We start from the raw sequence: 13,089 nt of genomic DNA, 5'->3' as shown, positions 1-13,089 counted from the left end.
ATAACAAATAGTATGCCAAAAGTATAACAATTCAGCCTGAATTTTATATCTTTGCACACCTAAATAAATTTAGCAGATGAAGAATATCCGCAATTTCTGTATTATTGCCCATATTGACCATGGTAAAAGTACTTTGGCCGACCGTTTGCTTGAGTATACCAAGACAGTAGAAGGTAAAGATTTGCAGGCGCAGGTTCTGGACGATATGGACCTGGAGCGTGAACGAGGCATTACGATCAAGAGTCATGCCATTCAGATGAAGTATAATTATAAAGGAGAAGAATATATCCTGAATCTGATCGATACTCCGGGACATGTCGACTTTTCGTATGAAGTCTCCCGTTCGATCGCTGCTTGTGAAGGCGCTTTGCTGATTATTGACGCAGCTCAGGGCATTCAGGCACAGACTATTTCCAATTTGTATATGGCAATCGAGAATGATTTGGAGATTATTCCGATCATGAACAAGATAGACCTTCCGAGCGCTATGCCGGATGAGGTGGAAGACCAGATAGTCGAACTGCTGGGATGTCCGCGGGAAGACATTCTTCGGGCCAGTGGTAAGACGGGAGAAGGGGTTTACGACATTTTAAATACGATTGTCGAAAAAGTGCCGGCTCCGAAAGGCGATCCGGAAGCCCCGTTGCAGTGCCTGATTTTCGACTCTGTGTTTAATTCCTTCCGTGGCATCATTGCTTACTTCAAAGTTGTAAACGGGGTGATCCGTAAAGGTGACCATGTCAAGTTCATTGCAACCGGTAAGGAGTATGACGCCGATGAGGTGGGGGTATTGAAGCTTACGATGTCTCCCCGTGATGAAATCCGTACCGGGGATGTAGGTTATATTATTTCCGGTATTAAGACTTCCCGCGAGGTACGGGTCGGAGATACCATCACGCATGTGGCCCGTCCGGCGAAGGACGCGATTGCCGGATTCGAAGAAGTGAAACCGATGGTCTTTGCCGGTGTTTATCCGATCGACAGCGAGGATTTCGAAAATTTGCGTGCTTCTTTGGAAAAACTCCAGTTGAACGACGCCTCTTTGACTTTCCAGCCGGAAAGTTCGGCGGCATTGGGCTTCGGTTTCCGTTGCGGCTTCCTGGGGCTGCTGCACATGGAGATCGTGCAGGAACGTCTGGACCGTGAGTTCAATATGGATGTGATCACGACTGTTCCTAACGTATCTTATAAGGTTTATGATAAGAAAGGCAACTGTACGGAAGTGCATAATCCGAGCGGTTTGCCCGATCCTACGTTGATCGACCATATCGATGAGCCGTATATCCGCGCATCTGTCATTACCAACACGACTTTCATCGGTCCGATCATGACACTTTGTCTGGGTAAGCGGGGTATATTGATCAAGCAGGAATACATTTCCGGTGATCGTGTCGAGATTCATTATGATATGCCTTTGGGGGAGATCGTAATCGATTTTTACGACAAGCTGAAAAGTATATCTAAGGGGTATGCCTCTTTTGACTATCATATCCATGATTTCCGTCCGAGCAAACTGGTTAAACTGGATATTCTTCTCAATGGGGAACCGGTGGACGCCCTTTCGACGCTGACTCATGTGGACAACAGCGTTACCTTCGGCCGGCGTATGTGCGAAAAGCTGAAAGAACTGATTCCTCGGCAACAATTCGATATCGCTATCCAGGCGGCTATCGGAGCCAAGATCATCGCCCGCGAAACGATAAAAGCCGTTCGAAAAGATGTGACGGCCAAATGTTATGGCGGCGATATCTCCCGTAAACGTAAGTTGCTCGAAAAACAGAAAGAAGGAAAGAAACGAATGAAACAGATCGGTACGGTCGAGGTTCCGCAGAAAGCGTTCTTAGCCGTATTGAAATTAGATTAAGAATTGAGCCAAGTAAAAAAGGATGAATCTGCAAAGATTCATCCTTTTTTATTACCGTGGATCGGATTTTTAATATTGTCTTTCCAGAATCCAAGCATCTTGGAAGTTCGGTGCATATTTTGCTTTGATGGCATCGCGGCTGTCGGCAGCATCGGCCTTGTCGTTAAAGCTGGCAACGATCACACGAAGCATACCTTGTTCGTTTTCTCCCAAAACTGCGTTATATCCGTCGTTCTGCATACGTTCTTTCAAAGCGTAAGCATTTGTTTTGTTCTTGAAACTGCCGATGACGACACTGTAGCGTTTCAGCCTGCTCGCGTCTTCACCTTGTGCGGCATTGATTCTCTCTGCACGTGTACTGACGTTGGAAGTCCTCGGTTTAGACACCGGAGTTACCTCTTCGACCACTTCCTCTTCTTCGACTACTTCGACAGGAGCCGTTGATTCTTTTTCTTTTGCTTGTTCGTAAGCAGCCTTATACGCACTTTGTTTAGGTTTACATGAACCTAATGCTAAAACCATACATATGGAGGCTCCAAATAACCAAATCTTATTCATACTGTTCAGTTCTTAAATTAATGGGACAAAGATATAAATTATATTTTGTACTTTCGTGCCCAAAACACAATATATTATAAACTACATGAATAAATCTATCGGAACAATGGTTATGGCAACGTCCTTATTATTTGGAGCTTGTAGTGGGGATGGAGAGACGCACGGAAGTGAGCCTCAGCAGAAAGGAAACACCGAAAATGTGATCGGGCGTTCGGATATTAAAGTGAAAGACGGACGGATGACGCCGGAAGTGCTTTGGGCAATGGGCCGTATCGGAGGAATGAATGTTTCTCCTGACGGACAGAAAGTCGTGTATACTGTAGCTTATTACAGCGTACCGGAAAACAGAAGTAATCGTGAAGTGTTTGTCATGAACGCAGACGGGACGGACAATAAGCAGATTACGAAAACGGCTTACTCCGAAAATGAAGCCGTCTGGATCAAAGGTGGAAAGAAAATCGCTTTCCTTTGCAATGAAAGCGGTAGCAGTCAGCTTTGGGAAATGAACCCGGATGGAAGCGACCGCAAACAACTTTCCGAATACGACGGGGATATCGAAGGTTTTGCCTTCTCTCCTGATGAAAAGAAAGTCCTGTTTATTTCACAGGTAAAGACGGTCAAGAGCACGGCAGATAAATACCCTGACCTGGATAAGGCTACCGGCATTATTATCACGGACCTGATGTACAAACATTGGGACGAATGGGTGACAACGGCCCCGCATCCTTTTGTGGCCGATTTTGACGGCAAGGCAATCAGCAATCCTGTCGATATTATGGAAGGCGAACCGTTTGAAAGCCCGATGAAACCGTTCGGCGGAATCGAACAGCTGGCATGGAATACTACATCGGACAAGATCGCTTATACAAGTCGTAAGAAGTCAGGAAAAGAATATGCATTGTCTACCAATTCCGATATTTATGTATATGACTTGAATACGAAAAAAACGACCAATATCAGTGAAGGCATCATGGGTTATGACACGAATCCCCAATATTCTCCCGATGGCAAATTCATCGCTTGGCAGAGCATGGAGCGGGACGGCTATGAGTCAGACCAGAACCGTTTGATGGTCATGAATCTGGAAACAGGTGAAAAGATATTCGCCAGCAAAGATTTTGACTCCAACGTAGACGGGTTTGTCTGGAGTACAGATGCAAAGGCCCTTTACTTTACGGGTGTATGGCATGGCGAGTCTCAGGTATATAAGATCGATCTGACGGATGGCAACAAGATCACGCCGCTTACTTCCGGAATGTACGATTATGCCGGTGTAGCCTTGTTAGGTAAAGATAAGTTGATCGTGCAGCGCCATTCATTAAGCATGGGAGATGAGATCTACTCGATCGATTTGGCTGATAATAACAAGGTTGCCCAATTGACAACAGAAAACAAACAGATCTATGACCAGTTGGAAATCGGTAAAGTGGAAGGTCGTTGGATGAAAACGACTGATGGCAAGCAGATGCTTACCTGGGTGATTTATCCTCCTCACTTCGATCCGAACAAGAAATATCCTACCTTATTGTTCTGTGAAGGTGGTCCCCAGAGTCCGGTGAGTCAGTTCTGGTCTTATCGCTGGAATATGCAGATTATGGCTGCTAACGACTATATCGTGGTTGCCCCGAATCGTCGTGGCCTTCCCGGTTTCGGTATGGAATGGAACGAACAGATCAGTGGCGATTATGGTGGGCAATGTATGAAAGACTACTTCACGGCTATCGACGAGATGGCGAAAGAACCGTTTGTAGACAACGATCGCCTGGGGTGCGTAGGAGCGAGCTTCGGAGGTTTCTCCGTTTACTGGCTGGCCGGCCATCACGACAAACGTTTCAAAGCCTTTATCGCCCACGATGGCATTTTCAATATGGAAATGCAGTATCTCGAAACAGAAGAAATGTGGTTTGCCAATTGGGATATGGGCGGCGCTTACTGGGAAAAGCGGAATGCGACGGCACAACGTACGTTTGCCAACTCCCCGCACCTGTTTGTCGATAAGTGGGATACTCCGATCCTCTGCATACACGGTGAAAAGGATTATCGTATTCTGGCCAACCAGGGTATGGCGGCGTTTAATGCGGCCGTCCTTCGAGGCGTTCCGGCTGAGTTGCTGATCTATCCCGATGAAAACCATTGGGTGCTGAAACCTCAGAATGGCGTGCTCTGGCAGCGTACATTCTTTGAATGGCTGGATATGTGGTTGAAGAAATGAGGCCCTTTTGTACCGATATCGTGTGACGGACTGTCCTGCCTGTCCAATTGGTATCTTGATTCTTTGCAAGTGTATGGATAGTTTTTATCAATTAGCAGATAGAATAAATTTATGAGTTTTTGTAGGGCTTGTTTTAGAATGTTTCTCTACATTTGCAAAGAACAGATAACGAATGTTACAATTAATTTTACGATTATACAACCAATAAAAATTTTACAAAGATGAAAAAGAAATGGATTTGCACAGTATGCGGTTATGTACACGAAGGTGATGAAGCTCCTGAATTCTGTCCTCAATGCAAGCAGCCGAAGAGTAAATTTAAAGAAATGGTAGAAACGACCGGTGCACTGGCTTTTGCCGATGAACACGTGATCGGTGTAGCTAAATGTTGTGATGAAGAAATGATTAAAGATTTGAATGCACATTTCATGGGCGAATGTACTGAAGTCGGTATGTATTTGGCTATGAGTCGCCAGGCTGATCGCGAAGGCTATCCTGAAGTGGCTGAAGCATTCAAACGCTATGCTTGGGAAGAGGCTGAACACGCAGCTAAGTTTGCCGAACTGCTGGGGGATGTTGTTTGGGACACGAAAACAAACCTGGAAAAACGTAAAGACGCTGAATGCGGTGCTTGTGAAGACAAGAAACGCATTGCCACCCGTGCAAAACAATTAAACCTGGACGCTATCCACGACACTGTTCACGAAATGTGTAAGGACGAAGCTCGCCACGGCAAAGGTTTTGAAGGTTTATACAACCGTTATTTCAAATAATTCGCAAATTCGTTAACAAGGAAAGGGCATTCTTCTGGGAGAATGCCTTTTTTATTGGAAAAAAATTCTCTTGAAAGGACAACGGAATTAAATTTTCCCTACATTTGTACTCGCAAATGACGACCTAAGGAAAGCTGCCAGAGTGGTCGATTGGGCCGCACTCGAAATGCGGTGTACGGGTAACTGTACCGGGGGTTCGAATCCCTCGCTTTCCGCTGAACCTACTGGACAAAACAGGATAGTAAGCGGGCAAAAACCTGCAAATCAGCGATTTGTAGGTTTTTTTATTGTCTATAAGTCTTGTTCCCAAGACAACAAAAGGACTTGAAAAGACATAGTTTCGTTACTAAATCGTTACCTATTCCCTACCGTTATATAAACAATAGCCTAAAAGTCAAATAGACAAATGGGCTACTAAGACTTACTGTGAGATTATTTTACCTAAAAGCGTTTTTGAAAAATATCTCTATCTTGTCGAAAGGAATTATGGTCAGATTATCATATAAATCCGTGTGGTTCGCATTAGGAATAATCAACAGTTCTTTGTTGTTGCCTTTCAGTTTCTTAAAGGCGTCCTCGCTGAAATAACGGGAATGTGCCTTTTCGCCATGTATCAACAGTACGGCACTGCGGATTTCGTCTATATACGTGAGAATCGGCATATTGGCGAACGACAATGTTGCTGTTTTGTTAATCCCCTCGTTGGAATTAGGTGAACGGCGGTGATAGCCCCGTTTCGTCTTATAGTAGTCGTGATACTGACGCACGAAAAGTGGAGCATCGTTGGGTACGGGGTCTATGACACCACCATCACGCTCATAATCTCCGTTCTTGTAATTTCAACTGTTGTCTTTTAATTTATTTGACTTCAATTTCCTTAATAAACCGAGCCGGATTACCTGCTACAACCGTCATAGGCGGCACATCTTTGGTTACAACACTACCTGCTCCGACAATCGCACCATAACCGATATGTACTCCCGGCAGAATTGTTGAGTTGATACCAATCCATGCCTTATTTTCTATGACTATCGGACGACCATAGGTTGCACTGCGGTTTTCCGGATTCGGGTCATGGTTGATTGTTATCAGATTGACTTTCGGACCGATGAATACATCGTTGCCGATTGTAATATCGCCACGACCGAAAAAAGTGCAGCACTGCTGAATGAAACACCCCTTTCCTATAGTAATCGGCTTGCCATAATCAATATAAAGTGGCGGTAGTACCGTTGTACTCTCTTCAAGTGGTTTGCCAAGAATCCGTTCCATATAGTCGTGGACTTCTTTGGTAGTGCGATAACCCGTATTCATCTCTGTCGCAGTCTTGATGGTAGCGAAGATGTCGGCAATCAACGCCTCGTAACCCGGTTCGTTGGGCGAAACCATTTCGCCTGACAAATCTTTTTCAAAAATATCTTTCATGTTGTTCTTTATTTAATAGTGATACCTCCATCTGCAATTAAACCATGCCCGTTCATATAAGTTGCTTGCGGACTGCACAACCACAACACGGCATCGGTGCTTTCTTCTGGCTTGCTTCAGGTCTGCAGCCACTGTGCGGTCGAACTCGTCATCGGTAATCTCTGCCATAATTATCTAATTTTATTTGTTATAAGTTCTAATTGTTTTCTGATGCAAAGGTAAGAGGTCTATGGCATTATGGCTTTGTTGCGTGGTTCAAAGTGCTTTGTTGGGAAGTCCATGAATAAAAAAGTCCCGCAATCTATGCGAGACTCATTTCATGTTGCAGATTCCTTGTAGGAGGAATACCGTATTTTTCTTTATAAATCTTCGAAAAGTGCGAGAGATTCTTGAAACCGACCTCAAAGCAAATCTCTGACACCTTGCGTTCGCCTTTTTGTATTAATTCGTGGGCGGCTTCGAGGCGACGACATATTAGCCATTCACGTGGGGAAAGAGGACTGCATTTTTTGAAATCCCGTTTGAATGTGGAAAGGCTGCGTCCCGTATAATTGGCTATTTCTTCCATTGATATATCATTCATATAATTATTTTCCAAGAAATTCAGAATATCAATTTTCCATGGGTCGGTAAAATCGAAAACCGATGCGTACAGATTCTTGTTCGTATTGAGTAGCACATACATTCCCTCGACCATTTTCAGGTGCAATAACTCTTCTGTAGGCTGGATATCCGAATCGAAATAAGGTGTCATTGATTCGAACAGGCTTGTAATATCGGGACGGTTAGACGGCAACTTATAGAGGCTTACTTTCTCCCTTTTGGCATCCTTGGGGATTGAATTTGTCTCTAACTTGTTGTAGAAGTTACGTAAGAACTTCGGTGTAAACATTAGAAAAATAGCCTTGAACTGCTCTCCATTCCACGCTTGCTTTGTCATGCGGACGCTAAAATCCTTGCGAATAAAGGCACAATCGCCTCTATGCAGTTTGGTATTTTTACCTTTTTCTTCAATTACCATTTCACCGGAATAAATATAGACTAACACGTGTGAATGATTTCGGTGCGTGCAGCTCATTCCTCCGTCAAAATACATCGCAAAAAAGATGTCCGCATAACGTAGGGTATTAATTCTGTCTGTCATTTCTTTATTATGATTTCTTTTGCAAAGGTAACTCTTTTCAAAAGAAATCATTTTGTTGTATGGCTCAAAAGTTAAATACCTCGCCTCATTTTTTTGTTTGTATCGGATAAGCTGAAACATTTATATTCAGACATTTGCGTAATGCAAAAATGTGTTGTATCTTTGAATCTGTGAGACAGGGAGACAAACAGCCCTGCAAAAATCGTTACTGTTTCGTTACCTATTTGAAATATTGGAAAACAAAATACTGGTTTATATGTGGTTAGGCATTTGGGCTCAGTACCCTGTCCTTCCGCAGAGAACAGGGATAATTACATCTCGTCGCTCTCTTTTATTTCCCACCCGTTAATTTTTATGTTGATCGGAGTATAACCATCGAATGATATTTCAATCGTAAAGTCATGTTCATTCTCTAAATCGATTTCGGGATTCTTTCCAAGCAGTTCTCCGATAAGATTCCCATTGTAACGGACTGTATTTGCCTCATCCAGGATCAGGAGGCGCGGCATCCGGTTTTTATCAAGTTTCATTACATTGAAGTCGGCGGTTAACGTATCGTTCTCCTTTGCCTGTTTCACATAAACAGGCGTATAAGTAATCCGGTCGTCATCGGCAAACAAAGACGAGTATCCGTATTTACCGTTGTTATCTTCAATATGGACGTTATGGGATCCGGACTTATCCAAATGGTAGACAATGACACGGATATGGTTGGTTATCTGTTTTAGGTTTATCCAGGCAATCGTTTTTTTGTGTTCATCTAATGTGAGCGTCTTGTGCATCCCATGATAGAGCAACTTGGGTTGATTGGTAATTCGGTGATCCGTATCACGTTTCAAGAATAAGAAAAAATCTTCCATCTGTGTTTTGCCCGGTATGCATGTTGTTGTCCCGTATGTCGTCTCGTCATAACCTGCCCATGTCACAAATTGGTAACTCCCTTGTTTATAAGGAAGCTCCAATTCGTAATTATCATCGATCCATATCAGGGAGTCGTTTACTTGTGAAATAAAGAGACCTGTATCATCAAAAATGAATACAGACAACCGATCGATTCCGTTTCCGTTACTTTTTGTATCCGTACCGGTTGAATACCGGAATTTAAGGACAATGCCTGTATCATCCGGGGTGCATTCGGGTAAACCTTCTTTTATACAATTCGTCGTTATGAACGGCCACGCGATTAATATTATCCATTTTAGGCAGGTTTTCATTTTACAGGAGAATTTCAAGCATTTATAGATGGCAAACTACAGATCATAATCTTCTTCATAGACCTCCCACGGATTTATTTCTATGTCTGTACTTATCCATGTATCAGGTTTGATCGCCTCTCCCGTATCGAAATTGTCTGAAGGATTACCCGGAGCCTGAATGCTATGGATGTTTACCTTGAAATACTGATTCCGATAGACATTATAAGGAGCTTGCGGAGAGGCGGCATTGGCATTGACGAAAATATGGAAGTAGCAGATTCCGTTTGTAAACGTGTTTTTATCCAAAATATACGTCCCGTCGCTATAGGAAGGCATTCCGGGGGTACCTTTTATACAAAGATCAGCATATTGTTGCGCTATGGTACCGTTTACGAAATAGTTAGCGATGCCGTCGGCCGTTCTGACTACATAGAACGTTTTGTCGGGGTTATTAGGATTATCGATGATTGTAAAGTCTCCTGACCCTGAAGGAGACGAATTAGAAGTCGATATCACTTTATCAGGTGTAAACACCCCGCTGACGCTGATAAAGGTGGCTCCGTCTACTTCTGATTGGCCTAAGCCGTATTGGAATGAGTTTTCCGGCGCATAAGAAAAAGAGACCGGGACATCGGTCGAATTATAAGTATTTATGGCATCCGCTCCCCTGTTGAAATCCGATGCGGAAAAACTTGACCAGTTATAGTCTTTGATAAACTCATCCCTTTCATCCTGTATGAAATAGAACTTTTTATTCAGATTTCTCCAACCGAATTTTATATCTTCCATATTGCCTCCCCCGTTGACTTTGAAATCATTCGCTCTGAATACCGCTGCTTTTGCCACGACGCGGGAAACGGGAATGGACATGTGGTTTGCCTGCGCAAGACTCTCATTGTCGTACAAGTTTGCGGCGGGTGTATTTTCCGGGTAATTCGCGTTGAACATGACGAAGCCATCTGTTTGGTCTGCCAGTTGCGAGATTTCCTGGGCAAATTCATGATAGCTGAATGCCCCAAATCCGTTTGCTGTGATATAGTTTGCCATATCCGTGTTTAAGTTCACGGCGGCAAAAATATATTTATCGGCTTTCTTGGTTTTGATGGGTTTGTTTGTCACCCATGTGGAGCTGCCGGAAGATTTTGGGGCAAGAGAGCCGTCGTCTACTGTAAATTCGGCAACTGTCGGAGTATTTGGGGAATCGGCATCATAAATAAAAACATGCAAGGTCTTGACCTTGTTTTCATCCGAAGTTCCCGGATCTACGGCACGGCTCGAAGCGGCCTTCGTCATAGTCGTGTGGGGAATCGTGATAGCGATAGAGGCATAGGCATCCGGCGCACCAGCATTCGGGTCATCGGCAGATCCTTTCGAAAGTTCGTTATCTTTACTGCATGCCGTGACAGCTAATGCCGTAAATAGTGTTATACACAAATTGCTTGTTTTCATACGTTTATTTTTTAAGTGAATATTTATATTGATTTTTTATTTCGTCTGATTTGACAGGGTTGTCCTACATAACAACTTTCCGGATCAAATAGTTATATTTTTTTGAAAAAGGGAATCTATTAAAAAACAGTTCGTTCGCATTCATGAAACAAATGTAAGACGATTCATGTTTTATCTGAAAAATACATCATGAGACAGTTCATATCCATCTTGATAGTTTCCCTCTTACTCCTGTCTTGCAACGACGAAACAGAAATACCGGCCGGAAATGGCGTAACAATGAGATTAGTCATAACCGTTCCCTCTTCTGCCCTTTATTCCGGGACGAAAGCTGCGATCGGCCAACCCGCCCATGAATCCTTGATCAGTGAAATACAGGTATTGGTATTCGAAGACCGGAAATATCGGTATCGGGTACCCGGCATATCCATTAGCAGCAACACGTCTCAAACTACATTCGCAGCCCTTCTGGAATCGACTCGCTCGCCTGTCGAATTGCTCATTCTGGCAAATGCCAACGAAGCCGTCGTTTCAAATGAGCCATCGCCGGGCGATAGCAAGGAGGCTGTGAAAAAGAAGGTGAACCTTGAGTTTGATAATTTGGTCTCCAATTTCCCGATGTACGGTGAATATGAGTTCCCATCCGGACTACCGGTTGCCGGAAAGCAGGAAATTGCCGGAATAAAGATGTTGCGTTCCATCGCCCGTGTGGATGTCGTGGCCACCGAAGTCGCAAATTTCAAACTGGCGGGAGTAAAAGCCTATCGTGCCAATCATTCCCTGCAAGTCATTCCCGATGAAGCAGGCAACATGAAAGTAACGATGCCAAGTGTTCCCGGCGGAAGTGCGACAAATGTAAACAGTCCGATGTATCCTGTGGCAGAGGAAGATTCGAATGAATTTTCCGCACGGCTTTATTTGCCTGAGGCAAATTCGCCGGCCGAGAGCGACCGGATAAGCGGTGCGACCTGCATCGTTGTTGGCGGTTACTATGGCGGAAGTGCCAAGATGAGTTATTACCGCATGGATTTTGATCCTGATAACCTGACAAATTCTTTCGGGCAAATCTTGCGCAACCATAAATATATATTTAATGTAAAGAAAATTTCCGCACCCGGCTGGGATAACCCGGACGATGCGGCGAACAACCGGTCCGCCCATATCGTGGCGGAAGTGCAGCAATGGGATGACAACACGATCGATATGTCTTTTGACGGCGAACATCATTTCGGTGTTTCCACCCGCGAAATCATGCTGAAGAACAAAGCCGGTTCCAAAAGCACAATCAATGTGTCCACCGACCTGCCCGACTACACATTGCAGTGGGCGGATACAGACGGCATGCCGTCAGGCCCCGAAAGCCAGTCATTGGCGAATGACTATTTTACCGTGGAGAAGAACCCGGATGGCAGTCAACTGATCATCAAGGCGCTGCAAAATAATCCGTCGGGCCATGACGGCCGTATCCAGAACTTTGTCATTACCGCCAACCGGTGGAAAGTTGCAATCGTCATAAAGCAAAAGTATGACGTAGCGGCTTACCGAGTGATCAATCTTCTTACGTTTAATGCCGGCTTGGGCAATCTGGGTTCAAACATCATCGCTTCTGTCAATCCGGAAAGTCGTTCAGACGGTTTGAGAGGGATTTTGGACAATCCGGATAATTTTGGACCGGACGGGACCGTCGAATGCGCTGGTTATAATCTGATGCGGACGAATGTGAACAACAATAAATTGACAGACGCTCTTTTTGCAGCATTTGATGTCATCTATGTTCATTATATGTCTAATGGCTCGTTTGGTAATGAAGACGCGTTGAAGGTGCATAATTGGTTAAAAGCAAGGAAAAATCGTGTCCTGATCGCTTCCTATGATGCGGCGGATGTAAGCAAATATCTGGTAAATGAATTATTAGGCGGAAGTAGCAATATACAGTATCTGGTCACCAATAATAAAGAGTTTTCCTTAGCCCCTTCAAGTGCGGACAATAACTATTTCACTGCCACAGGCCCTTTTACAACCGGTACGTACACTCCGATTGCATCGGATTTCTCATTCCGAAACTACGATGCCTATCACGGTGAAATACTTTTGAACACAGAGTCGGCAAAAGGAATCACGCCGATCCTCATCGGAAAGGCTGGCGGCATCGTGTTGGGAGTAGACTATTCGAGGCGGATCGTCTATATAGGAGATTTAGATTTGGGTAGCACTTCATCAAATATCGAAAGTACAAATAATAATCGGATAAACAATACTTCGGGAATAATTAATAATGATGCTTCCAAGCTGATAGCCAATGTTTTTGCATGGATTACCAATACTGTGTTATACGGAGAATAGTGGAAAAGCGCCCTGCTACCGTCTGTTTACTTTGCCGAAAGATTTGCTAATTGGAAAGTAAATGGTATCTTTAAATCATCATATTCTTATTCGTATGGTCTTTTAATCTTATAGTTGTCGTCTAT

The 13,089-nt window shown here is 44.0% G+C and carries 9 protein-coding genes, 1 tRNA gene and 2 pseudogenes; 5 read left to right on the top strand and 7 right to left on the bottom strand.

The features are described 5' to 3' along the window. The first annotated feature begins 76 nt into the window (after positions 1 to 76). Positions 77 to 1,864, top strand: coding sequence for a translation elongation factor 4 (gene lepA / locus RDN79_RS15205; protein WP_298550252.1), 1,788 nt, complete (start codon positions 77 to 79; stop codon positions 1,862 to 1,864). A 69-nt stretch (positions 1,865 to 1,933) separates the two neighbouring features. Here the strand turns inward: lepA and RDN79_RS15200 are convergent, their stop codons facing one another. Continuing rightward, on the bottom strand, positions 1,934 to 2,422 hold the full coding sequence (locus tag RDN79_RS15200) for an SPOR domain-containing protein (RefSeq protein ID WP_005640233.1): 489 nt from the start codon (positions 2,420 to 2,422) through the stop codon (positions 1,934 to 1,936). A gap of 85 nt (positions 2,423 to 2,507) precedes the next feature. On the opposite strand from RDN79_RS15200, the gene RDN79_RS15195 reads away from it, so the two are divergent. The 3 genes from RDN79_RS15195 to RDN79_RS15185 all read left to right on the top strand — a co-directional run bounded on the left by RDN79_RS15195 (position 2,508) and on the right by RDN79_RS15185 (position 5,622). Next, entirely contained in the window at positions 2,508 to 4,634 is a 2,127-nt protein-coding gene (locus RDN79_RS15195; RefSeq protein ID WP_298550256.1) for a S9 family peptidase, read from the top strand. 221 nt (positions 4,635 to 4,855) lie between these two features. Then, entirely contained in the window at positions 4,856 to 5,407 is a 552-nt protein-coding gene (locus tag RDN79_RS15190; RefSeq protein WP_298550258.1) for an NADH peroxidase, read from the top strand. A 128-nt stretch (positions 5,408 to 5,535) separates the two neighbouring features. Continuing rightward, positions 5,536 to 5,622, top strand: a tRNA-Ser gene (locus RDN79_RS15185). A 222-nt stretch (positions 5,623 to 5,844) separates the two neighbouring features. On the opposite strand, the pseudogene RDN79_RS15180 reads toward RDN79_RS15185, so the two are convergent. From RDN79_RS15180 to RDN79_RS15155, 6 genes and pseudogenes are all read right to left on the bottom strand, one after another. Continuing rightward, positions 5,845 to 6,228 (bottom strand): annotated as a pseudogene (locus tag RDN79_RS15180) (alpha/beta hydrolase); the annotation flags it as partial. Positions 6,229 to 6,265: 37 nt separating this feature from the next. Beyond that, positions 6,266 to 6,832, bottom strand: coding sequence for a DapH/DapD/GlmU-related protein (locus RDN79_RS15175; protein ID WP_298550260.1), 567 nt, complete (start codon positions 6,830 to 6,832; stop codon positions 6,266 to 6,268). 8 nt (positions 6,833 to 6,840) lie between these two features. Then, positions 6,841 to 6,945, bottom strand: a pseudogene (locus RDN79_RS15170) (SDR family oxidoreductase); the annotation flags it as partial. Positions 6,946 to 7,133: 188 nt separating this feature from the next. Continuing rightward, positions 7,134 to 7,976, bottom strand: a complete 843-nt coding sequence (locus RDN79_RS15165; protein WP_298550262.1) for an AraC family transcriptional regulator — start codon at positions 7,974 to 7,976, stop codon at positions 7,134 to 7,136. 311 nt (positions 7,977 to 8,287) lie between these two features. Next, complete coding sequence (locus RDN79_RS15160; protein WP_298550263.1) at positions 8,288 to 9,190, bottom strand: FimB/Mfa2 family fimbrial subunit; 903 nt, start codon at positions 9,188 to 9,190, stop codon at positions 8,288 to 8,290. Between the two features lie 36 nt (positions 9,191 to 9,226). After that, complete coding sequence (locus RDN79_RS15155; RefSeq protein ID WP_298550265.1) at positions 9,227 to 10,621, bottom strand: Mfa1 family fimbria major subunit; 1,395 nt, start codon at positions 10,619 to 10,621, stop codon at positions 9,227 to 9,229. Between the two features lie 189 nt (positions 10,622 to 10,810). Here RDN79_RS15155 and RDN79_RS15150 point away from each other — a divergent pair, with 189 nt between their 5' ends. Then, complete coding sequence (locus RDN79_RS15150) at positions 10,811 to 12,964, top strand: hypothetical protein (RefSeq protein WP_298550267.1); 2,154 nt, start codon at positions 10,811 to 10,813, stop codon at positions 12,962 to 12,964. Positions 12,965 to 13,089: the final 125 nt, after the last annotated feature.

Source organism: uncultured Parabacteroides sp., assembly GCF_902493135.1.
Taxonomy (GTDB): Bacteria; Bacteroidota; Bacteroidia; order Bacteroidales; family Tannerellaceae; genus Parabacteroides.
Note: the sequence above shows the minus strand (reverse complement) of the source record. Positions and strands in the feature narration are given on the sequence as shown.

What these genes read in the sequence shown, in the direction of transcription:
- RDN79_RS15155 (WP_298550265.1), bottom strand. Translation starts at nt 10,621, where the DNA reads ATGAAAACAAGCAATTTGTGTATAACACTATTTACGGCATTAGCTGTC.
- RDN79_RS15190 (WP_298550258.1), top strand. Translation starts at nt 4,856, where the DNA reads ATGAAAAAGAAATGGATTTGCACAGTATGCGGTTATGTACACGAAGGT.
- RDN79_RS15160 (WP_298550263.1), bottom strand. Translation starts at nt 9,190, where the DNA reads ATGAAAACCTGCCTAAAATGGATAATATTAATCGCGTGGCCGTTCATA.
- lepA (WP_298550252.1), top strand. Translation starts at nt 77, where the DNA reads ATGAAGAATATCCGCAATTTCTGTATTATTGCCCATATTGACCATGGT.
- RDN79_RS15195 (WP_298550256.1), top strand. Translation starts at nt 2,508, where the DNA reads ATGAATAAATCTATCGGAACAATGGTTATGGCAACGTCCTTATTATTT.
- RDN79_RS15200 (WP_005640233.1), bottom strand. Translation starts at nt 2,422, where the DNA reads ATGAATAAGATTTGGTTATTTGGAGCCTCCATATGTATGGTTTTAGCA.
- RDN79_RS15175 (WP_298550260.1), bottom strand. Translation starts at nt 6,832, where the DNA reads ATGAAAGATATTTTTGAAAAAGATTTGTCAGGCGAAATGGTTTCGCCC.
- RDN79_RS15150 (WP_298550267.1), top strand. Translation starts at nt 10,811, where the DNA reads ATGAGACAGTTCATATCCATCTTGATAGTTTCCCTCTTACTCCTGTCT.
- RDN79_RS15165 (WP_298550262.1), bottom strand. Translation starts at nt 7,976, where the DNA reads ATGACAGACAGAATTAATACCCTACGTTATGCGGACATCTTTTTTGCG.